This is a genomic window from Acetobacterium wieringae, assembly GCF_023700225.1.
Classification (GTDB): Bacteria; Bacillota; Clostridia; order Eubacteriales; family Eubacteriaceae; genus Acetobacterium; species Acetobacterium wieringae.
In genome coordinates this window covers 485,951-509,952 of sequence record NZ_CP097897.1, presented here as the reverse complement: position 1 = coordinate 509,952, position 24,002 = coordinate 485,951, and the positions used below count along the sequence as shown (strand labels likewise).

The 24,002-nt window shown below is 45.9% G+C and carries 24 protein-coding genes and 1 pseudogene; 10 read left to right on the top strand and 15 right to left on the bottom strand.

The features are described 5' to 3' along the window. Positions 1 to 62: 62 nt before the first annotated feature. The 5 genes from murC to CHL1_RS02415 are packed head-to-tail and all read left to right on the top strand — an operon-like array spanning position 63 to position 4,950. Positions 63 to 1,481 carry a UDP-N-acetylmuramate--L-alanine ligase gene (murC, locus tag CHL1_RS02435; protein WP_228879181.1) on the top strand — a complete coding sequence of 473 codons (1,419 nt, stop codon included), beginning with the start codon at positions 63 to 65 and terminating at the stop codon, positions 1,479 to 1,481. 59 nt (positions 1,482 to 1,540) lie between these two features. After that, positions 1,541 to 1,828 carry a DUF4190 domain-containing protein gene (locus CHL1_RS02430; RefSeq protein WP_070369526.1) on the top strand — a complete coding sequence of 96 codons (288 nt, stop codon included), beginning with the start codon at positions 1,541 to 1,543 and terminating at the stop codon, positions 1,826 to 1,828. A gap of 58 nt (positions 1,829 to 1,886) precedes the next feature. Beyond that, complete coding sequence (locus CHL1_RS02425; RefSeq protein WP_250934537.1) at positions 1,887 to 2,657, top strand: prolipoprotein diacylglyceryl transferase; 771 nt, start codon at positions 1,887 to 1,889, stop codon at positions 2,655 to 2,657. A 57-nt stretch (positions 2,658 to 2,714) separates the two neighbouring features. Continuing rightward, positions 2,715 to 3,572: a DUF4190 domain-containing protein gene (locus CHL1_RS02420; protein WP_250934536.1), complete on the top strand. Its 858-nt coding sequence runs from the start codon at positions 2,715 to 2,717 to the stop codon at positions 3,570 to 3,572. Between the two features lie 52 nt (positions 3,573 to 3,624). Continuing rightward, positions 3,625 to 4,950, top strand: a complete 1,326-nt coding sequence (locus tag CHL1_RS02415; protein ID WP_250934535.1) for a patatin-like phospholipase family protein — start codon at positions 3,625 to 3,627, stop codon at positions 4,948 to 4,950. Positions 4,951 to 5,139: 189 nt separating this feature from the next. On the opposite strand, the gene CHL1_RS02410 is transcribed toward CHL1_RS02415, so the two are convergent. Then, on the bottom strand, positions 5,140 to 5,640 hold the full coding sequence (locus CHL1_RS02410) for an SEC-C metal-binding domain-containing protein (protein WP_070369529.1): 501 nt from the start codon (positions 5,638 to 5,640) through the stop codon (positions 5,140 to 5,142). Between the two features lie 81 nt (positions 5,641 to 5,721). After that, on the bottom strand, positions 5,722 to 6,048 hold the full coding sequence (locus tag CHL1_RS02405; protein ID WP_070369530.1) for a hypothetical protein: 327 nt from the start codon (positions 6,046 to 6,048) through the stop codon (positions 5,722 to 5,724). 138 nt (positions 6,049 to 6,186) lie between these two features. On the opposite strand from CHL1_RS02405, the gene CHL1_RS02400 reads away from it, so the two are divergent. From CHL1_RS02400 to CHL1_RS02385, 4 genes are all read left to right on the top strand, one after another. Further along, entirely contained in the window at positions 6,187 to 7,239 is a 1,053-nt protein-coding gene (locus CHL1_RS02400; RefSeq protein WP_148637912.1) for a sensor histidine kinase, read from the top strand. A 285-nt stretch (positions 7,240 to 7,524) separates the two neighbouring features. After that, a complete protein-coding gene (locus CHL1_RS02395) occupies positions 7,525 to 8,442 on the top strand; it encodes an efflux RND transporter periplasmic adaptor subunit (RefSeq protein ID WP_148637913.1) in 918 nt (305 codons plus the stop codon). 3 nt (positions 8,443 to 8,445) lie between these two features. Next, on the top strand, positions 8,446 to 9,174 hold the full coding sequence (locus tag CHL1_RS02390) for an ABC transporter ATP-binding protein (protein WP_276520469.1): 729 nt from the start codon (positions 8,446 to 8,448) through the stop codon (positions 9,172 to 9,174). Next, positions 9,161 to 10,411: an ABC transporter permease gene (locus CHL1_RS02385; protein WP_250934534.1), complete on the top strand. Its 1,251-nt coding sequence runs from the start codon at positions 9,161 to 9,163 to the stop codon at positions 10,409 to 10,411. The genes CHL1_RS02390 and CHL1_RS02385 overlap by 14 nt, the downstream gene beginning before the upstream one ends. A gap of 117 nt (positions 10,412 to 10,528) precedes the next feature. On the opposite strand, the gene CHL1_RS02380 is transcribed toward CHL1_RS02385, so the two are convergent. From CHL1_RS02380 to CHL1_RS02360, 6 genes and pseudogenes are all read right to left on the bottom strand, one after another. Continuing rightward, positions 10,529 to 10,714: a hypothetical protein gene (locus tag CHL1_RS02380; RefSeq protein WP_250934533.1), complete on the bottom strand. Its 186-nt coding sequence runs from the start codon at positions 10,712 to 10,714 to the stop codon at positions 10,529 to 10,531. A gap of 22 nt (positions 10,715 to 10,736) precedes the next feature. Then, positions 10,737 to 11,183, bottom strand: a complete 447-nt coding sequence (locus CHL1_RS02375) for a hypothetical protein (RefSeq protein ID WP_250934532.1) — start codon at positions 11,181 to 11,183, stop codon at positions 10,737 to 10,739. Further along, a complete protein-coding gene (locus CHL1_RS18460) occupies positions 11,184 to 11,627 on the bottom strand; it encodes a tetratricopeptide repeat protein (RefSeq protein ID WP_420840489.1) in 444 nt (147 codons plus the stop codon). It lies immediately after the preceding gene. 134 nt (positions 11,628 to 11,761) lie between these two features. After that, positions 11,762 to 13,153: pseudogene (locus tag CHL1_RS02370) on the bottom strand (tetratricopeptide repeat protein); the annotation flags it as partial. A 99-nt stretch (positions 13,154 to 13,252) separates the two neighbouring features. Continuing rightward, entirely contained in the window at positions 13,253 to 13,789 is a 537-nt protein-coding gene (locus CHL1_RS02365) for a DUF1697 domain-containing protein (protein WP_250934530.1), read from the bottom strand. A 215-nt stretch (positions 13,790 to 14,004) separates the two neighbouring features. Next, complete coding sequence (locus CHL1_RS02360; RefSeq protein ID WP_250934529.1) at positions 14,005 to 15,348, bottom strand: helix-turn-helix domain-containing protein; 1,344 nt, start codon at positions 15,346 to 15,348, stop codon at positions 14,005 to 14,007. Positions 15,349 to 15,631: 283 nt separating this feature from the next. Between CHL1_RS02360 and CHL1_RS02355 the strand changes: the two genes are divergently transcribed. Continuing rightward, complete coding sequence (locus CHL1_RS02355; protein WP_250934528.1) at positions 15,632 to 17,455, top strand: oxidoreductase; 1,824 nt, start codon at positions 15,632 to 15,634, stop codon at positions 17,453 to 17,455. Between the two features lie 13 nt (positions 17,456 to 17,468). Here the strand turns inward: CHL1_RS02355 and CHL1_RS02350 are convergent, their stop codons facing one another. The 7 genes from CHL1_RS02350 to cobJ all read right to left on the bottom strand — a co-directional run bounded on the left by CHL1_RS02350 (position 17,469) and on the right by cobJ (position 24,002). Continuing rightward, a complete protein-coding gene (locus tag CHL1_RS02350; protein WP_070369540.1) occupies positions 17,469 to 18,161 on the bottom strand; it encodes a DNA alkylation repair protein in 693 nt (230 codons plus the stop codon). 88 nt (positions 18,162 to 18,249) lie between these two features. Continuing rightward, positions 18,250 to 18,804, bottom strand: coding sequence for a bifunctional adenosylcobinamide kinase/adenosylcobinamide-phosphate guanylyltransferase (cobU, locus tag CHL1_RS02345; protein ID WP_070369541.1), 555 nt, complete (start codon positions 18,802 to 18,804; stop codon positions 18,250 to 18,252). Continuing rightward, entirely contained in the window at positions 18,804 to 19,850 is a 1,047-nt protein-coding gene (locus CHL1_RS02340) for a pyridoxal phosphate-dependent aminotransferase (protein ID WP_070369542.1), read from the bottom strand. The genes cobU and CHL1_RS02340 overlap by 1 nt, the downstream gene beginning before the upstream one ends. 45 nt (positions 19,851 to 19,895) lie before the next feature. Beyond that, positions 19,896 to 20,909, bottom strand: coding sequence for an adenosylcobinamide-phosphate synthase CbiB (gene cbiB, locus CHL1_RS02335; RefSeq protein WP_323396009.1), 1,014 nt, complete (start codon positions 20,907 to 20,909; stop codon positions 19,896 to 19,898). After that, complete coding sequence (locus tag CHL1_RS02330; protein ID WP_250934527.1) at positions 20,906 to 22,408, bottom strand: cobyric acid synthase; 1,503 nt, start codon at positions 22,406 to 22,408, stop codon at positions 20,906 to 20,908. The genes cbiB and CHL1_RS02330 overlap by 4 nt, the downstream gene beginning before the upstream one ends. A 95-nt stretch (positions 22,409 to 22,503) precedes the next feature. Continuing rightward, a complete protein-coding gene (gene cobK, locus CHL1_RS02325) occupies positions 22,504 to 23,268 on the bottom strand; it encodes a precorrin-6A reductase (RefSeq protein WP_250934526.1) in 765 nt (254 codons plus the stop codon). Next, complete coding sequence (gene cobJ / locus CHL1_RS02320; RefSeq protein WP_070369545.1) at positions 23,265 to 24,002, bottom strand: precorrin-3B C(17)-methyltransferase; 738 nt, start codon at positions 24,000 to 24,002, stop codon at positions 23,265 to 23,267. The genes cobK and cobJ overlap by 4 nt, the downstream gene beginning before the upstream one ends.

Below are 24,002 nucleotides of genomic sequence, written 5' to 3'. Positions count from 1 at the left end.
ACTTACAACTAATTCATTAAGAAATGTTTAAGATTTTATCACCAAATAAAGGAGCTGATTATTTGAAATCACAACTAGAAAACAAATTCAACCGACCCATCAATAAATTATTCTTCATTGGAATTGGCGGGAGCAGCATGAGTGGCCTGGCTACGATGGCTTTGTCCCAAGGTTTTTCCATTGAGGGTTCGGATATGATTGCTTCCTCCTATACTGAAAAACTAGAAGGTCTGGGCATCAAGGTCCATATCGGACACAGTTATGATAATATCCCCGCTGACACCGACTGTGTTGTTTATTCTGCGGCCATCCATGATGACAACCCGGATATGGTCAAAGCCACCGATTTGAATCTTCCCAAAATTGAACGTTCAAGTTTCCTGGGACTCTTTTCCCATATCTTTGATAAAACCATTGCGGTTTCCGGAACCCATGGCAAAACAACGACTTCCTCAATGGTTGCCTGTCTACTCCATCACGCCGGTCTGCGGCCCAGCCTGAGCATTGGCGGCAAACTTGATGAATTCGGCGGCAATGCCGTCATTGATGGCAAAGATTTTTTTGTAGTGGAGGCCTGTGAATATGTGGACAGCTTCCTGACAACGTCTCATTCCATTGGCATCATTACTAATATTGAAGAAGACCATCTGGATTACTTTAAGGACGGCATCAAACAAATCAAGGAGTCCTTTACTAAATTCGGTAAAATCCTGCCAGCTGATGGTCTGATGATTGCCTACGGCGATTCTCAGGATGTGCTGGACGTGGTGGCTGATTTAGCCTGTCCGGTGGTTACCTACGGTTTAAATAAAACTAACGACTGGTACCCTGCCAATATTGTTTATGATAAGGTCGGTAAGCCCAGTTTCGATGTCTATAAAAAGGGTGAATATTATGGTCACTATCAACTCATTATTCCCGGTGAGCATAATGTTCTTAACGCCCTTTCTGCCATTATTTGCGGGGATTTCCTCACCATTCCGTTGGAAACATCTGTTGCTGCCATGGCAAAATTCAGCGGTGCCAAGCGCCGTTTCGAATTCCGGGGGGAAGTCAACGGCATCAACGTTTATGAAGACTACGCCCATCACCCAACTGAACTAAAGGTGGTTGTGGATGCCTGTCTCAATTATCAGCACAACAAACTGTGGGTTGTTTTTCAACCGCATACCTATTCACGAACCTTCTTTTTCTTTGATGAGTTTGTCGATGCTTTTGCCAAAGCCGACTATGTCATTCTCAACGATATTTATTCCGACCGGGAAGGCAATGACTGGAACATCTATTCCGAAGATCTGCAAAAAGCCATTGAAGCAAAATATGGCATTCCGACTGTTACCATTTCGGCTTTTGAGGATATCGTCAAGCACCTGACTGACCACCTCTGCCCGAATGATCTGGTGCTGGTGGCCGGTTCCCAAACCATCAATCACGTCGCCTTTGATCTGGTGGATAAGTTAAAAGAGATTCATAATTCTTGACATTTCTTCCTAATAGGAGTATCCTAAAGAGAGTACTATTTTTACTTTAGGAGGCTTATATGGAACAGTATAATAATAAGGCCATCGCATCCATGGTTTTGGGAATCGTATCCCTGGTTTGTATCTTTTTGGGCTACTTTACCATTATTGGTATTGTCTGTGCCATTATCGGTTTGATCTTTGCCATCCAAATTCGCAAAGCCGGAGAGCTGGAAGGTTTTAAACCAAATGGCATGGCCACTGCCGGTTTAGTCCTCAACATCATCGGTCTGGGCTTGTGTGCACTGGCCTTTATTGCCTGTGTGGCCTGTGTCGGCATCATCGGTACGGCGGGTCTTTATTCCTGAGCATTAATTTTCTAAAAGGACGAGCATTCGTCCTTTTTTTATATCATGAGGGACGATTATGCATCCAATTATTCATTTCTTTAACGTTGCCATCCCTACCTTTGGCGTTTTATTTTTGCTGGGAACCGGCGCTGCGTTTTTATTGGGCGTCTACACCGCCCGAAAATATGGCATCACCACCATGGATGCGATGTTTTTCGGTCTCTTTGGGATCATCGGCGGCATCTCCGGGGCCAAAATACTCTACATTATTGTCGATTTACCCAACCTGCTCGCCAACCCCGAAACCGCCCTGATTCGCCTTGCTACCGGTGGTGCGGTGTTTTATGGGGGACTGATCGGCGGCATTCTGGGAGGCTATTTTTATACCCGTATTTATCATCTGCATACCATTCAATTTTTCGACATCGCCGTTCCCTGCCTGGCGCTGGCCCAGGCCTTTGGCCGGATCGGCTGTTTTTTCAATGGCTGCTGCTATGGGATTCCCTACGAGGGGATCGGAGCCGTTTACTATCCAGTGGGGGCTTATCCGCCATCGGGAATCGGTCTGTTCCCAGCCCAATTGTCAGAATCAGTCTTTCTATTTATTCTGACGCTGGTTCTTATCACCGTGCTGTGGAAAAGCAAGGTTCCTGGTCTGACCACTGGTGTTTACTTGCTCGCCTCAGGACTGTTTCGTTTTATCAATGAATTTTTTCGGGCCGATCCCCGAGGGGCCATCGGATTTCTCTCAACTTCTCAATTTATCAGCCTGCTCGTTATTGGTTTGGGCTTCTTATTTGTAATGAAGATCCCCCAGCAACTTTATGAAAAACAGATCAAACAATAGTTATTTAAATGACTTTAGGGTATAATGAGGATATTAGATTTTTAAGGAGGTTTTGTTATGCATATGTATGACGATTATCTGGGAGATATTTCTTCCCAGCCTGACAGTTTTATGGCAATTATGCCAGTTATTATGTCCGTTCTTGGTATTATTCTAGTCGTCAGCCTGGTGATCGGCCTGATCTGCTATGTTTTTAATTCCCTTGGTCTTTATACTATGGCCAAAAACAGAAATCTTGATAACCCCTGGCTGGCCTGGATTCCCTTAGCCAGTAACTATCTGATGGGCGAACTGATCAACGATGATGTCTCCATCAGCACCTGGCACATTCCCTACGCCAAGCTCTTTCTTCCGCTGATGGGACTGGCCCTAACCGTGGTCATGACCATTCTTGGATTTATTCCCTATTTAGGGGCCTTTATGGGGATTATATTGTCCCTGGCTTTGAGCTTTTACTATTATGCTGCTCAATTCTGGCTTTACAGCATCTATGATAAAGATCACCGGGTGCTTTATCTGGTTCTCAGCATCATTTTCCCTTTCCTGGGACCAATTTTTGTTTTTATTATCCGCAATCGTGATGCCTACGATGAACGTCATCCGGAAGAAGTTATCGCTGAAACTTACGATTCCAAGTCAATCCTGGCCCTGACCCTGGGGATCTTCTCGATTGTCAGCTTTATCACCCTGATGGGTAGCGGCCTGCTGACCGGTGCTGTGGGCCTGATTTTTGGAATGATCGCCATGAAAGAGCGAAAGCTGCAGGGCCTGCCCACCGGAATGGCGATGGCTGGTTTGATTTGCTCCATCATCGGGATGGCCTTTACGGTACTGATGATCTTTGCCTGCATTGCCTGTGTGGGATTAGGCGGCATGGGCATGCTGGGTGGTCTGATGAACGGGATGTATTACTAATCGAAACGGTTCTTTAACTTTCATTTCTTGATTACAGCGAGGTGAATATTCAATGTCGCAACAACAGTATGGTCTGGTTCTCAGTGGTGGCGGTGCCAAAGGTGCCTTTGAAATGGGTGTCTGGAAAGCCCTTAAAGAATGTGATTATTCTCTAGGGGCTGTCATCGGAACCTCGGTCGGGGCCCTAAATGCTGCCATGATTGCCCAGGATGATTATGACATTGCCATGGAATTCTGGTCCAATCTCACCATCAACCAGGTGCTTGATTTAAATGAAAAAATGACCAATACCTACGTTGACCAGTGGTCAAAAGAAAGCTTTGATGTTTTTCGCAATGGTTTTTTAACAGCGCTATTTTCAGACGGTTTGGACATTTCGCCACTGCGCCACAATCTGACCCGATTAATCTGTGAAGATAGCATCCGAAACTCACCGATTCGTTTCGGACTGGTCACGGTTGACATTACCAGTCTGAAACCACGGCAGTTGATGATTGACGATATTCCCCAGGGCCAGCTGATTGACTACCTGCTGGCCAGTGCTGCCCTGCCGATTTTTCAAAAACAAGAAATCGATGGTAAAACCTATCTCGATGGGGGATTCTTTGATAATGTCCCAATTAATTTTATGCTGGAACAGAATTTTTCTCAGATTATTTCAGTGGAATTCCCGGCTCCCGGGATGCGCAAATGGGTGCGGGATAATAATGCTGAGATCATTACGGTTAATAACTCAGAATTTCTTGGCGGGATCTTAAATTTTGATACCCGTCAGATTGAACAGAATATCCAACTCGGCTATCTGGATGCCATGAAAGTGTTTGGGGCACTCGATGGTAAGCACTATTATCTGAACACTAAAAAAAGCAATACCTTTTTCAGAAAATTTATCGATACTTTGGGACAGCCGCTTTCAAATAAAAAACAGTTGCAAAAAATGCTGGCCTTACTTAACTTACCCGGTGCCGCCAGCCAACGTGACGTTTTGGACGCACTGGAAAATTTGTTAAAGAAAACATCGTTTAAAAATCAACCGCTTAGCCTTGGAATGCTGGAAATTACCGCAAAAAGTATGGGGGTACCCCGTCTGGAAAATTATTCCATTGATTTTTTCATCCAGGCTATTCTCAAAGAATTGAATCGCCTTCTGGATGAAAACCTCACCCTATTGGATAACCCCAAAATTATCGGAACTTTTTTAACCCCTTCTAACGGCAGTTATCTCCGCTACAATTTCATCACCTTTTATATCGTCTTTTTAAGCATCCGGGGTGATCTCAGTCCCGAGCGGATGTCGACCTTTTTGAGCAAATTTTCGCCGGATATTGCCCTCTCCATGATAACTATTTTCTACATCCATGAAATTATCAACCACTAAAAAAAGAGCTATCGCTCTTTGAGGTTGTCGATAAACTACCGTACCGACCAATTGTTAATCTGTTGTACGCTGCGGAATCGGACAGGCGATGCCGTGTCCGCTCCGATGCGTACAACATGATCTAACAATTGTCGGTACTGGGTTAGCTTTTTGACAGTCTGAAAGAGCGTTCGCTCTTTTTTTAATGTGCTAACGGCCGCAGCACTTTTTATATTTTTTTCCGGAACCACATGGACAGGGATCGTTGCGGCCCACTTTCACTTCGTTCACCACTGTTTTTGAACGCTTGTATTCTTTTTCCAGCTCAAGGCGTTCATCCTCGGTAAAAAAATTATTCCATTCTTCCAAAGTATAAAGCCACTCAGCCGGCACTGCCAGCATATTTTTATAAAGTTTTGCAAAATCGATTTCCAGTCTAATTTGCGAATCCAGTTCAATCGATTCCAGATCAATGGGGGTTATCAGACTTTCGCTGATTCCATCCAAAAAACCCATGTATTGGGGTGGAACCATCTTGCTCTCGTTAGCCAGATCTTCAAACCGGCCTTCAACGACTGTGATTTTCTCACCCAGAATCTTCTGGTAGAGGACTTTTTCCTCAGCACAGTATTTTTCCCAAAAGGCATTTTGCTCTTCCTGAGTATTGCAATTCTCTTCGATGTAGTTCTTCCACGCTTCGTATAAACTCATTCAATTTCTCCTCATAGTAATCTAAGCATATTATATCCCAAAAACACCAGGAGTTAAACCATTTTCTGCTAAACCCCGCAATTACTTCACCAGTTCGATGGTGACGGGATTTACAAACGGTGGCTCGCTCATACCGACCTGATTTTTGATGGTCAGTTTAATTGTCTGACCCTTCTCCGGCACAAAATCAAGGCTGTCAAACCCCTGCATATTAACCCGGGCCTGATTAAAATTCTCATTATCCAACACCGTGACCAGCAGTTCTGTGTCACTGACTTCGTCAATGGTAGCAGTAAAGCTGATACTATCCGCCAGTTCATCGTTTGTTGCCTTGGAATTGCTGTTACAGCCAACCAATAGCCCCATTGCCACAATAACTACGATACATAATCCAATTCTTTTCTTCATTTTATCCTCCTATTGAACCCTTCTTTGTTCATCAGCATTCAGCCAACACCTGTAATTAAGTTAAAGCAGTTGTTGATAATAATCCCATTCCAGTTTACAATGATTATATGATCAATACATGCAGAAAGGAATAATAAATTGAAAACTAACAACCCTGACCAAGCCCAGATAAAAAGCAACCAACCTCAACACGATGAAGAATTGGTCCCCGTTTTGATACGCTATCTGAGTCTGACTTTAATCAGTGCGGCGATCATCAGTGTGTTATTAATTCTGATTCTCCTACCTATTTTAGAGGGCAACCCACTGATCAGCATTTTGTTTACATTTATACCCAATTTATTGGCTTTTATTATCATGTCCCGTCTCATTCGAAAAAAATTAAGCTATCTAAAGACGCTCCAAAAAGGATCTGAACGCGTTGCCGCAGCAAACTTTGAATCTTATATCCCGCTACAGGGAAATAATGAGCTCACTGACCTTGCCAATAATATTAATTTGATTCAAGATCTGTATGAGGCTAAATCCAAAGCTGAATCCTTGGCTAAAATGGAAAATCATCATATCATCACCTCTGTTTCCAATAAAATCCACGCTCCCTTGTCTGGTATCATCGGATATCTCGAACGCATTCAGAACCCTGATGAACATGACGTCTCAAAAAAGGAAGCTTATTTAAAGATTGCTCTGAAAAAAGCTTATCAGGTCATCAATTTTATCGACGATCTTTTTGAGCACGCCTTCACTGACAATGGCAAGGGCTACTATCAGTTTAAAGTCTATAACGGAAAACCCCTAATTCATCAATTACTGAGCGCTTCCACCAAGGCTCTAGAAGAAGCGGGCTATGAGGTGATCCAGGAAAACTGTATTGAACGGGATTTTTCTTTATGGGTTGATCTGGAACAGCTGCAACGGATTTTTGACTATCTGACTTCCAATATTATTAAGTACGCCGACCCCGATAAACCCATTGATTTTGGATTGATCCTCAACAAAAACGAACTCTGTCTGATTCTGCGTAATAAAACCATTAATAATCCCGCCGCTGTCGGCAAAAAAATCATTGATACTGAAGGTTCCAGTCTGGACTCCTGCCGAAAAATCATTACCCGCCATCAGGGCCGGATCGACTATTATCAGCTAAACCAATTGTTTAAGGTCGAACTGACTCTGCCGATTCATCAGTAATCATCCAACTATTCAAGACTCTCATTCAGGGTCTTTTTTTATTGTCAAAAAGTCTTAAGAATTTGAGTAACTTGCTCTTCATAATTAACCATTATACTTAAAGTCATTGGTGATCATGTGTTTTTCTGTGGAAACAGTTGAAAACACTAAATAAAATTATAAAAAGTGCTTGACAATCATCACGATTCGTATTATTGTATTAATTACTTAATACAATAATACGAATCGTGATAGCGACGAACTCGTTTTCCAAATCCCAAACCAAGAAACAAAGAAGGAGAAGTTATGAAGAAAAAAGGAATTATTTTATGTGTTGTGCTCGGGGTAGCCCTATTGGTTGGCGGGGGTGCCTATGTTTATGCCAATTCTCAGCCCGCCCCGGCGGTTGCGGTTAAAACCACCCCCCTTTCCAAGGCCACCCTGCAAAACACAATCTCAGCCACAGGCGTGATTGAAAGCTATACCAAGGTCAAAGTTAGTGATACCAGCAATGATAATATCGAAAAAATTTATGTTTCAGTTGGACAATGGGTGGCCAAAGACGATTGGTTATGTCAGCTCTATAACAAAGCCGATGACAGCTACAGCTATGTGAAAGCCACCACCAGCGGCACCATCACGGCCATGAATGCCGTTAAAGGAAACCCTGCCAATGGCGAACTGTTTACCATTGAGGACACCAATGATCTGAAAGTTCGCGGCAAGGTTAAAGAAGCCGATCTGAATCACATCCACGACAATATGCCAGTTCTGGTTAAAGCCGATGCCACCGGCGATAAGGTCTTCCCAGGAAATCTCTCTAAAATCGCCCCCACCGCCATTAAAAACGATGCTGCTGCGAATGCTGCCGCCACCAAGGCCGAATTTGAGGTTGAAGTTGATCTACCGGCTGACGTCACTGGACTAAAAATTGGGATGACCACCCGCTTAAGCATTGTCAGTGAAGAACGGGCCGATGTTTTCTGTGTTCCCTTCGAAGCGCTGGTAGTCAATGATGCCGGTCAGACTTCGATTTATATTGCCAAAGAAAACCCTGTTGAACAAGGCTCCTATACCGTTGAAGCGATTCCGGTCACCACCGGACTGGAAACCGATTCACTCATTGAAATCGCCGGCGATCAGCTCAGTGAAGGACTGGCCATTATTTCCCAACCACAAACCGTATCACCGGGAATGGCTGTTTCTGTGGAAGCCGGGGTCTAAACAATGCGCAAGAAAATTATCGAAATGCGGGGGATTGTCAAAACCTATTATCTGGGAACCCCCAACGAGCTGGAAATTCTCCACGGCATTGATTTGGATGTTTATGAAGGCGAATTCTTATCGATTGTCGGCGCTTCCGGTTCCGGCAAATCCACTCTGATGAATATCCTCGGGGCCCTGGATCGCCCCACTAAAGGACACTATTATCTGGATCATCTGCCGATGGAAAATGTCCGGGACGATGGCTTATCGCAAATCCGCAATAAAAAAATTGGCTTTGTCTTTCAGACCTTTAATCTGATCCCCCGTTCCACCGCCTTAAAAAACGTCGCTCTGCCAATGCTATACGGCGGGGTGCCCCGCAGTGAACGGTCGCGGCGGGGCGGCGGATTTCTGCAACTGGTGGAAATGAGTGGTCGTTCCCATCACCGCCCCAATGAATTATCCGGTGGTCAAAAACAGCGGGTGGCGATCGCCCGGGCGATGGCCAACGATCCGGCCATTATTCTGGCCGATGAACCGACTGGTGCCCTGGATAGCCATACCGGTCGTCTGGTTATGGACATCTTCCATCGACTCCATCAGGAACAAGGAAAAACCATTATTCTGATCACCCATAATGCCGAACTGGCTGAAGAAACCGAACGAACCATCCGTCTCCGGGATGGTTCGATCGTCGATAACCGTAAAAATAATCAATATCAATTGGGGGGCTCCTATGAATCTGTTTGAAAATATTCGACTGGCCCTGGAGGGCTTGCGGGCCAACAAGATGCGGGCACTGCTTACCATGCTGGGGATCATCATCGGGATTGCCTCGGTGATGGCCATCTCCACCCTGGGTTCGGCCATGACCGGATCAGTCACCAAAACCATGGATAAAATCGGCGGCAAAAATATTATGGTTTCACTGTCGCCTAAAAATTATGATACCCAATCCACCCTGCAGGAAGACGATCGGATTACCCAGGAAGAACTGGATGCATTTCGAAATACCTATGCCGATCAGATCAAGGCCATCAGTTTTTCTACCGGGATGGGTTCGGGACAGCTAAACAGTGGCTTCATTCATAAAGATGTCAGTATCACCGGCGCCAGCCCGGACTATGGTCTGGTTAACAACGTCAATCTGGTTCAGGGCCGCTTTATCAGCGACCGGGATATGGAAGGCACCCGCAACGTCATCATCATCGATACCACCCTGCGCAATAATCTGGTCGGGGTTGATGGCGATGTGATCGGCAAAGAAATCCAGGTCGATACCAAATCCACCAATGAAACCTATACGGTCATTGGCGTCTACGAAAAAATGGTGATCGACAACCCCCTGTTTTACATGGGTGACGATACCCGGGTCGAGTGCTTTATTCCGATCACCACCGCCAAATCCCTGAATCCGGAAACGGCTAATACGGTAGGTTACGAAAGCTTCACCATCATGGCCACTTCCAATACCGACTCAGCTGCCTTCGCTCAGACCACCAAGGATTATTTTATTAAAGGGATGAGTTCATTATCCGACTACACCATTGAGGCCCAAAGCCTGGAAGCCATTGCCAGTGAAGCCACCGGTATGCTCGGCACCTTATCCCTGGGTATCTCAGTAATTGCCGGTATTTCGCTGCTCGTTGGTGGCATTGGGGTTATGAACATCATGCTGGTATCCGTCACCGAGCGAACCAAGGAAATCGGTATCCGCAAAGCTTTAGGGGCCCGTAATTCAGCGATCCGCAGTCAGTTTATCATCGAAGCGATGATTATCTGTCTAATCGGTGGAATCATTGGCGTTGGCCTCGGCTCCGTTTTGGGGATAACAGGCAGTACCCTGATGAAATTCCCATCAACACCCCCCATTGGCCCAATGATCATTGCACTTTGCTTCTCGATGGCCATCGGCGTCTTCTTTGGTTTTTATCCGGCCAATAAGGCCGCCAAACTGGATCCGATTGATGCGCTGCGATATGAGTAGTTCCTCTGCTTTATCTGGATTGCGGATTTTTGCAAAATTGATCTGATAATTTTAAAAGCTTCACCCAAAGCTTCAATTCAAGCTTTGGGTGAAGCTTTGATTTTTTGATCATTCGTTTTATGATCCTAACGGTATTTTTTTTAACCTAAGCCTCTCAAGCGCATTAATGATCTCATCCATCCCTTGATAATAAGCGGGAATCCTATGCCTTTTGATCATTTTTATTAACGCTTTTCCGTCTTCAGGGCTGTATTCTTCCCAGCCTTCATTGAGCGTTTCGCTTTCAATGATTCCTTCAATCACGATGCTTCCGTTTGGTCGCCGCTTAATAGTCTTCACCAGCCGGATAAAAACGGTGTCGGCGAAAAGGTATTCCGCCTTGCCGTCTGCGGCAGAAGCTTGTCTCCTTGGCTGTCTCCACCTGCCAGTGGGACATGCGTGTCCTCAGCAGGTAATGAACAACTGCATCTTTTTCAAGCCGCACATAACTTCGCGAACGCATCTTTTTTGTATGCCAATAATGATACAGCGCCACACCCTTCACAAACACCAGGTTGATGAAGCACAGGAACGCAAATCCGACATCCCAATAATATTTTGCCTCCGGGCTGACCCCGGTCTGCCAGATCCCGATCAGTATACCATCCACAGTGAATGACAGAAACAAAACCAGCAGCAGCCACGGAAGCCTTATGCGCCGATAGGCAACTTCGTCAAATTGATATATGTCCATGCTACTTTCCTCTTTTATCTTTAAGGTTGCGACTGGCATCTAGTGAGGTCTCCATTTAATGGCCTCCGGCAAACCGGCTTTGGCGGCTTTGTTTATCCAGCGTCGGCCTTCTTCCTGATTTGGCGGTGTGCCGATGCCGCAAAAAAGCAGTCGGCCGGCACCAAACATCCCCCACTTGTCACCCAGCTCCGCAGACTTGCGATACCAGCCAAACGCCTGTTTTTCATCCTTTTCCACACCAAACCCGTTTTCAAAGGCATCGCCGATATTATACATGGCGGTAGCATGACCTTGGGCCGCCGCCTGGGTAAATAGATTGAATGCTGTTTTATAGTTTTGCCTGACACCACGCCCCTGTTGGTAGTAAAAGCCCAGTTTAAGCTGGGCATCGCGGTGACCCTGCTCCGCTGCTTTTTCAAACCAGCAAGCCGCCTTTTTAAAATCAGGCGGTGTGACATCATATCCATAAATATAACCCAGCATGTACTGGCTATGGCTCGAGCCCTTTTGAGCGGCCTTGTGATAAAATTGCTGGGCTTTCTGCAGGTTTTTTTAGTACCGTAGCCCCAATAATGGCAGTAAGCTGCCCATTCCCAGCCGAGGCTGTTATCCGCCTGCGATGCCTGGTTAAAATATGAAAAAGCCTTTTGTCGATCCGGTGGGTTCGTACCGACGCCGTGTAGATGCATGGTTCCCAGTCGTACGAGCGCATCACTCTGCCCCAAATTTGCCGCTTTTTCAAAACAGCTAACCGCTTTCTCATAATTAAATAAGGTCTCATCATAGCCGTAAATCATGCCCATCATGTAATAACTGTTATAAAGACCATACTTGGCCGCTTTTTCATACCACCCCAAGGCTTCACGCCTGTTTTGTAAAGCCCCTTTACCCTCATACAAACAGTACCCCGCCAATTCCCAACCCCTGGGGACATCTTTCTTGGCGGACTGGATAAAATATGTGAAGGCCTTTTCCTGATCCGGCGTCATTTCTCCCGCACCGTCAAAGTACAAATTCCCGAGTTCAACCAGCGCCTGATCATCCCCTGCAGCCACCGCCAGCTCCAGGCTTTTTATGGCAAAATCTATCTCTGGTTTTTCAGACTTGTACAATGCAATGCCCAAACCAGTCATTAATTTGGCATCGACCATTTTGGCCGCCAGCAATAAATAATGAAGTGCTCTATCCGCATCTTTGGGAATGCTTTTTCCCTTGATCAGGTATTCCGCCAGTGCGATCTGGGCGCTACCGATGCCCTTGTCGGCCAGTTCTGTGAGAATTGACAGGCCTTTTTTACTGTCCTGCGGGGTGCCATCATTATCCAGATATCGTCGTGCGACACCAATAAGCGGGGCGTATTCGCCATACTCGAGCGCTTTTTTCGCCCAGACTTCGTTGCGCTCAATACCATATTCACTTTTCTGTGCAAGCTCAAAGACAGCTGCCCGGAATCCTTTTTTTGCGGCCTTTTCCATCCAGCTGATGGCTTTTGCATGATCGATCGCCCCAACAAGACCGGCACCATGTAGCCATCCCAGCAGATACTCTGCATAGCCTTCCTGCACCGCCATCCAGCGCTCATCTTCATCGAAGCATTCTATTACATGAGGAAAGTCCGCAGACAGCGACTCAGCGTTTTCATCAGTAACTTCTTTATGAACCGCCAATGTGAGCAACCGGTAGGCCTCAGCATAATCCGTTAGCCCATTGTCTTTATCAATATGCAAGCAAGCGGCAGCAATTTGGGCGGGTGCGTAGCCATGGTCCGCCGCACGAAGATACCAAAAAAGCGCCTTTTCGTTGTCCCTGTCAACACCAAGCGCATTTTGATAAAGAATTCCAAACAGATATTCCGCCTGTGGGTTTATGCTTCTAACGGCAACCTCAAGCGCCTGTTTCGCATCCTCGTATTGGCACTCTGAGAGATAGTCTTTTGCGAGCTCCAGATACGCTTCGCTTTCAATTGTGAGCTCGATTGGGCCTGAGGGTAGATGATTCCAATTTTTCATTGCTTCGTTCCTTTGGTATTCTGATGGAATAAAATTATTTCTTTGTAATCGACTAGATTCATACTAATCAAAAAATTTAGCGAGCAGCCTTAATCCCATCTAAATATTTCTCATCATTTCATAGAGCTTTCGGGTGGTGTTTACATTTCGCACCGTCATTTTTTTATAAAGATCGGTACCGACAATTTTGGTCAAGCTGCTACGGGTGACATTTTTTCTTGCGACCGACCAGATAATTGCACCGGTGACTTGTAAGGCTGTATCAATACCGGGTTTGACAGTCAATTTTTCCATCACTGCAGTTTCGTCCAAGCCACTTTCCAAAAACAACACATCGCATTTCATGGAATCATCATTTTTCCAGTCAGCTGGCAAGATTTTCATTAAGCATTCAAAATCATTCAGACTGCGAATTAATACCGGAATATCCAGATCATACTCCTGATAAATTTCCTGACGCAATTTCTTTTCCAACACATCTTTGGTCTGGTGATCGACAAAAACTACATTGCCGGAATTAATATACGTCACCACCGATTCCAGACCTAAGCGAAGAAAGGTCTCTTTTAACTGTTTCATTCCGATTTTATTTTTTCCGCCCACGTTGATACCTCGTAATAAGGCAACATACACCATAATAATAGCATCTCCTTTTTATTGAGTCGCTTCGAATGGCTTTATTGTATCACTAAAGAGAAACAAATGATAGAAAAAAACGCCCAACAAACAGTCAGACGTTTAAAATCGCTATTCAAAAAAACACTTACACTCAAACTCTTAACCCCGTAAACAACCTGTGAAACTTTATTTATAAGACAGTGCCTAATAAATATAAAGTGTTCACATCTAGCTTAAACCTTCAGTAAAATATCATCACCCAAATAAGTCAGCAGTTTGAACGACATCATCAATGAAAATTTAATTTCACTATCTGCCAGTGACACTGCCATAATTTCCTCGATTTTTTTGATACGATATTTCATCGAATTGCGATGAATTTGAAAATACTGGGCGGTCTTGGTCACATTACCGTCGTTCTGCAGATGGATGATCAGATTATGGCAGTAATTTGTTTGGTACTTTTGATCGTAGTCCATTAAATCAGTTAATGCGCCACTGCAAAAGTCCTTTAAGCGGTTTTGATCCCCCGCCATTTCAAGCAAATAATAAAAGGCATACGCATCATAATAAAAAAGCTTCTGCTTGGGGTTGATGGCGACCCCCAATTCCAATGCTTTTATGGATTGATTGTAATGGTCTTTAAGCCCTGCCAACTCCGAAAAACAAGCGCTGACACCGGCATTCATCTGATTGCTGGTTAAGAATTCAGTCAGTTTACTTTTGGCAGTAGCCGAAAGGGCTTCTTTTCTGTCACATAGTAACAATACCGTAATTTTATTCTGATACAAAATAGATTTTTCAGTCCCCAGGATACGATTGATTATGCTTCTGATATAACTCAGCGACATTCTTTTTGCTGTGTTTAACTCCGGACTGACTGTGACCAGACAACAATATTTTTTTGCCTTTAAGCCTAGTTTGTTTCCCTGTTTTTTAATTGTTTCTGCTTTGATGATTTTTTCTTCAAGCATACCAACCAGAAAATGCTCAAACTCGCCAGCCAACTGACCACTCCGAATCGGCTCTTTTTGCAGCTCATTGGCTACGATTCGGGACAGCCATTGCAGGAGCTCAAAATCCATTTGCGTAAAGACTTTGTTGGACTCCACCACAGCAACATGGCCGATATTGTCTCCATTGATTGCAATTTTTGTAGCCATCCAGCGGGTCGGAGCATAATCAAAATGTTCAATACAGGGGCTTTCGCTGCTATAGAGCCTTTCAAATACACCGCTATCATTAAGTTTTTTGATCCGTTCATAGGCTGCAAATTCTTCTTCCGATTTGGCGGCCGGCCAGGACGGATCACCAACTACCGCATTTTTATTAAACGCCAGCACATTGTAGCCCATATCGCTGACAAACATCGGATTTCCCAGCACCTGATAGCCGATATCAATGATCTGCTGCAGACCCCCGCATGATAATAAGGCCTCGGTCAGTTTCGCTTTTTTTGCTTCGAAACGCCGTTTTTGTAAACAGTAGCCTCTAAGCTTATAATTTTCTTCCGGATCATCCCCAAAACTTTTCACCCGAATTCGGTATGTATTTTTGCTGTCTTTACTATTTTTCATTTTTAACCTGCTTTTTAACCGCTTATTTTAGCTCATATTATACGCATTTAACGATAAAAATGCAAATTCATTCATTGTCATTTTGCAATAAATATACTTGATTTTTTTGCTTTATTGACATTGTTTTAACTGATATTCCTGATAAAATTAATTTAAGTAAACGATTTACAAAAAGAAAGCAGGTTTAAAATGAATTCCAAATACGCAAAGATCTTCACCCCGATTAAAATTGGTAATATGATTGTAAAAAATCGGATCGAAACCGCTCCGGCGGCATGCGCGGTTGGCTTCCCCGGAAGGACTGGTGACCCCGGAGCTGATCGAGTGGACCCGGGCTCTGGCCAAGGGTGGCGCCGGAATTGTCACTGTCGGAATCTCCATGGTCACCCCGCCCTTTGGACACATGAACGGTTTTTGTGTGAACATCGGCGATGACAACGTGGTCCCCGGTTTAGCGGTTCTGGCCGACACGGTTCATCGTTATGGCGCCAAAGCCTCCATTGAACTGGCAGGCTTTGCCATGGGACATGACATGCCTGAGGAAGGCAAATCACCCATTGACATGATGTCCCAGGAAGAAATAAATAACTGGATTAACCTGTTTGCCAATGCCGCCGAGCGGGCCATGAAAGCCGGTATGGACATGGTGCTGATCCACGGCGGCCATGGCATTCTCGTCAGTAATTTTTTCTCACCCCTCTTTAATCACCGCACCGATCAATATGGTGGCAGTATCGAAAACCGGGCCCGCTTTGCCTGTGAACTCTTCGATGCCATTCGCCGCAAGGTCGGCCATAAGCTGGCCATTGAATTTCGCCTGAGTGCCGCTGAACTGGTTCCCGGAGGTGTCGAACTGGACGAAACCATTGAATTCATTAAACTTATCCAGGACAAAATCGATCTGATTCATGTCTCCGCCGGGATGCTACTGGATGACGAAATGGTGCCGATCACCACCCAACCGACCTATCTAAAACGTGGTTATAATGCCCATTACGCCGCCAGTATTAAAAAAACCCCAGGCATTCATGTTCCAATCACCACCGTTGGTTCCATTGATCTGGATCTGGCAGCCGATATCATTGAAAACAACGAAGCCGATATGTGTGCGATGATCCGCACCGTTATTGCCGATCCCGATAGTGTCGATAAAGCCCGTACCGGGAATGAAGCAGAAATCCGTCCCTGTATCCGCTGTGTGCTGTGCCTGAATCGTACTCATGGTATGGAACCGCTGCGGGTAGCCTGTGCCGTTAACCCCCAGGCGGGCCGGGAATGTGAATTAAAAGATACCAACACCCTGGCGGATCACAAGAAAAAGGTGGTCATCATCGGCGGTGGTCCGGCCGGGATGGAAGCCGCCAGAACAGCCGGAGACCGGGGTCATGAGGTGGTTCTTTTTGAAAAAAACGACTGTCTCGGGGGGACGCTACGATTAGCGGTTGCTCCGGATTTCAAGGCTGATCTTAAAAGCTATCTGGCCTGGGCAATCCGCATGACCAGCCGTCATTCCAATGTTTCGCTGCGATTGTCCACTACGGCAACCCCCGAAAACATTCTGGCCGAGTCACCAGATGCCCTGATTATTGCCGTCGGAGCCGAAACCAATATCCCAGCTATTCCCGGTTTAGAAGGAGATGACGTGGTATGGGTCGGTGATGTTGAATCCGGAGCGGTTTCCGTCGGTCAAAATGTCGTCATCGCCGGTGGTGGCTTAACCGGATGTGAAACTGCCTTGGATCTGGCCCGAAAAGGTAAACATGTCACAATTGTCGAAATGGTCAGTGAAAAGAAAATGCTTGAACCTTCACCAATTCCGATGACGGCTTTGCTGCAGCTGCTTAAAAAAGAAAATGTGACCATCCTGGCAGATCACAAACTGATTAAGGCCGGGGATCATACCGTTCTGATTGAAGGGAGTGCCGGTCAAAAAGAAATACCTTTTGATACCCTGATTCTTTCTCTGGGGGTCAAACCAAATCTGCCGGAAGTATCCAAATTTGCCGATCTGATTGATACGGTTATCTGTATCGGTGATTGCACCACCAGCCAGGGAACCCTTTATACCGCCACCACCGCCGGTTATAACGCCGGATTGGATATCTGATTACTGATTATCATTATTTCTTTTTTCGTTTCATAAAGCGTATCCGCACCTTCATCTCCGGACTAACCTGCCGCGATTCTATGATTTTCTGTAAGGCCTTATTATAGGTAAAGTCATCCAGATCGTTGGCCTTCAGATAAATCATCGTCATTTCCGGAAAAACTGTAAAACAGCTGGTTATGGCCCAGGCCACGGCCATTTTGACGTAGTAGTTGTCGCAGTCAATGGCATTGAAATTTCGAAACATCGGCTCCAGATATCGGTCTTCCACAAAATAAGTAATAAACATCACCACCCCAAAACGGATCTCATAAACTTCTTTTGACTGGAGGTAGGGTTGTAAAAACAGCCATACCTCCTCTTTATGTTTTTTTGTGAACTTCAGACCCGTACAGAAACTGTCACAAATTGACCAGTTGTCAATCTTGGGGATGAAGGATTTGATTAGTGCCAGCTGTTCATCCAGTTCCACGTCAAGATAACCAATTACCATTCCCTGGAGCAGAGTTTCTTCAAAGCTGTCATCCCGGGCGGTTTCCAGATAAGCCCGCCAGTCGGCTTTGGCAATCCGTTTGGCGATCTTCCGAAGCGCTGGCAGGCGTACCCCTAAGATCGTATCCGTTCCCGGTGTCAAACGACTGGAAAATTTTTGATACTTTTCTTCGGATAAAGCCACTAACTCATCTCGTAATTCTTTTTGATTCATGATCTGCTCTCCCTGTTATTTCAGACAAAACAAAAGCCCTTTGCGCTGGCAATCGTGATTGCCAGCGCAAATAGGCTCCTGCTGTCATTTATTTTAATTTCATTGGTAAGCCCGCTACCAGTAAATAGGCTTCGTCGGCTCGACCGGCCACCAGCTGATTCATCCGTCCGGCAATGTCCCGGAAATAACTGCCCAGTTTGTAAGCTGGCACCAGGCCCAGACCGACCTCATTGGAAACCACAATCAGGGTTTTATCCTGACAAACATCCAGCAGCTTTTCGACTTCCAGCTTGATCGCCGCTTCAATTTCGCCGACCGTCTCCATTGAACACGTATCATAATCGACCGGAAAATCGAGCATATTATTAGTCGTCATCACGGTCAGGCAATCAAAAAGGACGACCCTGGCTTGCTTAAAAATGGGATTCTCGGCAATTGTCTGAAAATCCTTATATTGTTCAATCGTGCCCCAATGATTCGGCCGCTGCGCCTGATGTTTGGCAATCCGGTCTTTCATGCCATCATCAAAGGCAATCGCCGTGGCAATATAAGCCACGGGCTGGCCTGATTCCCGGGCTAAATTTTCGGCATAGGTACTCTTGCCGCTGCGGGCCCCGCCGGTGACAAATATTAACTGTCCCATTACTCATTCCTCCAGTTTTTAAGAAAAGTCAACAGCTTGGTATTCTCTGCTTCTTTTTTGATCGCAATCCGAAAATAGGAGTCGTCAAGACCCATAAAATCTTCACAGGTACGCAGCGACATGCCTTCTTTTTCCAGGGCAATCTGCAGCTCTGCCACCGTGCCCTGTAACAGTCGGCAGAGATGAAAATCAGTCCCGCTTTGATAAACCTTGATGGTGTTAATCTGGCTCAAGGCTTCAAAAACCCGGTGGCGTTCCTTCTGAATATAGGTTTTGGTTTTGGCCGCATAGTCTTTTTCGTCATATACCCCGATCGCTGCAATCAAACCCAGGGCATTGATGGTCCAGGGCTCTTTGAAGCTTTCCATCTTCTTAATCATCGACGGTGTTCCGACCCCATGACCAATGCGGAGCCCTGGCAGCGCATAAAACTTTGTCAACGATTTGAGAATAAAGACTGACTGCTTTGCTTCTTTAACCAATGCCAGACTGCTACTTTGCTCAGAAAAATCCAGAAAGGACTCATCCAGAAACCAGCTGATTTCTGGCGTTGAATGCTCTAACATTGCTCTGATAAAGTCACTGCTATAAACCCGACCAGTGGGATTATTGGGATTGCAGATAAAGACTGCCTGGGGCTCTTCTTTTTTAATCACTGACACTAATACTTCCGGGTCAATGGTAAACTGGTCTTTCTCTGATAAAACATGATGAGTGACCTCCCAACCGTAAAGCTTCAAGGCCCGTTCATATTCATTAAAGGTAGGCTGCACAATCAGTGCCTTTCCTGGCCCGATGCTGCGGGCAAAAAGATAGATCAGCTCGATGGCGCCATTGCCAAGAATAATATTTTCAGGCAGTACCGCCAGATCAGCGGCAATCTTTTTTATCGCCGATACCCCAGTGATCTCCGGATATTTTACCAGCTCATCAATGCCAGCAATCAGTTTTTCCCGGATGCCCTGGGGTATTCCCAGAGGATTGATGTTGACACTGAAATCCAGCATTTTTTTATTCTCGCCCTGATATCCGCCGTGTTTATTCATCGTGACGCTCCCATAATTTTAGTTTCGCTGCTTTTACCAATTGTCTTATAAAGAAAAGATAATCACCGCCATCAAGGTGGCAAAAACCATCAGGACAACCTCACTGCCGTACATGATCGTGATGGTTTCCCGGATATCGAGAATTTCCAGTGGGCTTTTGGGGTCACCGATAGTCGGCTTTTCCAGCACCTGTCCAAAATACTGATTGGTGCCGCCCAACTGAATACCTAAAAGTCCAGCCACCACCGATTCGGGGTGGGCCGAGTTGGGACTCTTGTGGTTGTGACGATCCCGTTTAAAAATACGACAGCCATCATTGAAAGTATAGCCCAAAAACATTCCGGCAACCAGCATAAAGATGCTGCCGATGCGGGCTGGAATCCAATTGATGAGATCGTCAAATTTTGCCGAAGCATAGCCAAAGTCCTTATAGGGTTCCTGGATGTAGCCGACCATTGAGTCCAGGGTGTTGGTTGCCTTATAAAGCATGACCAGCATCACGGGATTAAGCCAGGGCACCGGTATTAAGGCACCCAGCAGCAGATAGAAAATTGGTGCCAGAACCCCATCAATGGTATTTTCGGCGGTGGTTTCCACCGTCGCCCGGATGATTTCTTTTTCTTTGAGTTCCGAGGTATCCCGTCCCACCAGATAGCCAACCTGAACCCGGGAGACTTCAATATCGCCGCCCATTAAGGCAGTCATCACCTTTCTCACTTCAACCGCCAGGGTTTTCGCTGCCAGGGCGGTGACAATCAGATAAAGGTTAAAGATGATGTACAGATAAATATTAATGCTATATAAAAGCCACTGCAGCCCAAAAACGATTGCCCCGGTCAGGCCCAGCACTAAAAATAACAGCAAAAAGCCTTTGGCCTTGCGATGCTTGCCGTGATTCAGTTTTTTATTTAAAAAGCCGATGGTTTTACCGATGGCAATGATCGGATGGGGCAGCCAGGGAGGATCCCCGATCAGCCAATCCAACACCACGCCGATGAGGATCAGTAAAAACCAAAAGCCTCCCCCTAAACCCAGGGGAAGTCCTTCAATCAGATTCACTTTGCTATTTCTCCAATTATTTCCATTATTTTATTCATATCCAGATTAGCTTCCACCGTCTGGGCCAGCAAATCATACTGTTCTTCTTTAAAAGCCTTAAAATCAAAGGCCGCTGGGCCAGCTTCCAAATTCTTTTTGACCCGCAGGGCTTCAATGATTTTTTCCCGCAGGCCGTCGTTGTCAAAGATACCATGAAGATAGGTTCCCATGACGGTGCCATCTTCGGCAATCACGCCATCGATGGTGCCGTCATCAAGAATGGCAAACGGTTTGGCATGATCCAGCGCTTCGCTGATGCCCATGTGAATTTCGTAACCTTCCACTTCCATGTCAGCCAGCTCCATTCCCATGAAGTTCCCCTGAACCTTGCCAGCTGTCCTAACGGTCCGCTTTTCTGCTTCGATGGTGGTGACAATGTTTAACAGCCCCAAGCCTTCAATACTGCCCTTGGTTGATTCGACCTGGAAGGGATCGCGAATTTCTTTGCCCAGCAACTGATAGCCGCCGCAGATGCCCACAATCGGGACGCCGCAGTCATGGAGCCGATGGATTTCATCACCCATCTTGCTGTTAATCACGTGACAGGTGTCATCAATGGTATTCTTGCTGCCGGGAATAACCAGCAGATCCGGGTTGGCCAACTGTAACTCCCGCTGATTTCGATAGTATTCCACCTTCACATCGGGGTGCATTTCAAAGGCGGTGCAGTCGGTAAAGTTCGACAGATGCGGTAGGTAGACCACCCCTATCGTGATCAGACCTTCAGATTGATTATCAAACCGTTCACTGACGCTGTCCTCATCATCAATGACAAAGCGCTTATAGGGAATGACGCCCAGACAGGGCACATTGACCATGTCTTCGATCATTTTGATACCGGGTTTTAATAGTTCCACATCGCCCCGGAATTTATTGATGATAAAGCCTTTTATCCGGGCTCGCTCTTCCGGTTGCAGTAACATAATTGTACCATAAATCGAGGCAAACACGCCACCCTTGTCGATATCGCCAATCAGCACAACCGGCGCATCCACCAGCTCGGCCAGTCCCATGTTGACAATATCATTGTCCCGCAGGTTGATTTCAGCCGGACTGCCAGCCCCTTCGATGACAATGACGTCTTTGTCTTTATCCAGCGAATCGTAAGCCGAAACCACAATCTCCACCAGTTTGGGTTTATGGGCGTGATAATCCATGGCATCCATATTAAATTCGGCTTTTCCCATCAAAATGACCTGACAGCCAACATCGGAATTTGGCTTAAGCAAAACCGGGTTCATCTCGACCTGGGGTTCGATCCGGGCACACTCGGCCTGAACCACCTGAGCCCGGCCCATTTCTTTGCCGTCTTTGGTGATAAACGAATTAAGGGCCATATTCTGGGATTTATAGGGCGCCACCTGATAGCCGTGGTCATCTAAAATCCGGCACATGGCGGCAGTGATCAGACTTTTTCCAACTGACGACCCGGTGCCCATAAACATAATATTTTTTGCCATGATTTCTCCTTTTTCTCTATAAGCACAGTGTGCGGGCGATCACGGATCGCCCCTACGTTAAATTTCTAATACGATATCTATCTAAACCTGATTTCTTAATGATTCTTCAATGCGCAAACGACGGCGTCTTCAACGGACGTGATCACCCGGGGATAGGCGACGGCGGGACGGCGGATGAATAAAATTTTTGCGTCAACCTGTCGGGCAGCGGCGACCTTTTCGGGGATGCCGCCAACGTCGCCGCTGTCTTTGGTGACAACAAAGCCGATCTTATATTCTTTCATAGTGGCGACATTCATCTCCACCGAAAAAGGGCCCTGAAGCGCCAGGATATGCCGGGGCTTGTAACCCAGGTTTTCACATTTCTTTAAGACTCCAGCCGTGGGCAGGACCCGGATATAGGTGCGGTCTTTCGGCAACCCTTCAAAGGCTTCCAGTTGTCGGCTACCGGTGGTCAAAAGAATATTGCGATCACTTTTTCCCATCGCGCCAATCAGATAGTCCCGGGCATCTTCGTAGGTATGATAAGCGATAATATCGCTTCCCTCGTCAATATGTGATGGTCTTTCCAGCCGGATATAATCGATATTCATGGCATCACAGGCCCAGATTGCGTTTTCAGAAATTTCCCGGGCATAGGGGTGCGTGGCATCGATACAAAGATTGATATTATAAATGGTGATGGTTTCCCGCAGGGTACCAGCATCCAATTGTCCTGAAATCTTTGTTAAGAGGGGGTTTTCTGCGATCTGATCGGTGGCGATATTGGTCAGCGATGAATAGCAGACTTCTTTTCCCTCTTCAAGCAGAAGTTCAGTTAATATTCGGCTGTCAAGGGTTCCTCCCAATACCAGAATCAAAGCTGATAACCTCTCGGGGTAATCATTTTTAATTGATCCCGGGTTACATAGGTTTTGGAATTACCGATGATCACCATCGAAAACATATCAATCTCTGCTTCATTCATTTTTTTGAGGGTGGTGATCACATACGACTCATCTTTACGCTTGGCATTACGTACAATCCCCACTGGGGTTTCCGGCGCTTTATATTTCAGCAGAATTTCCTGAGCAGCTTCAATATTGTGGGGACGGCCCTTGCTTTTGGGGTTGTAGAGGGTAATAATAAAGTCCCCTTCACCGGCACAGTGCAGCCGTTTTTCAATGACCGCCCAATCCGTCAGCAGATCACTGAGACTGATCACGGCATAATCATGCATCAGCGGAGCGCCCAGGGTTGAAGCAGCGGCATTGGCAGCCGAAATACCAGGAATGATCTCAACTTCAACGTCACTGTTTTTTGCTTCCACAATTTCCAGCATGATCCCAGCCATTCCGAAAACACCGGCATCGCCGCTACTGACCAGACAGATTTTTTTGCCCTGTTCAGCCAACTCCAGGGCTTTTTCGCAGCGATCAATTTCCCGGCGCATCCCTGACGACATAACTTCCTTGTCGCCAATTAAATCGGCAATAATATCGATATAGGTTTTGTAGCCAACAATAATATCGGCATCTTCCAGGCTGGCTTTGGCCGCCTCGGTCATATGTTCATACAGACCGGGACCAATCCCGGTAACATAAATTTTGCTCAT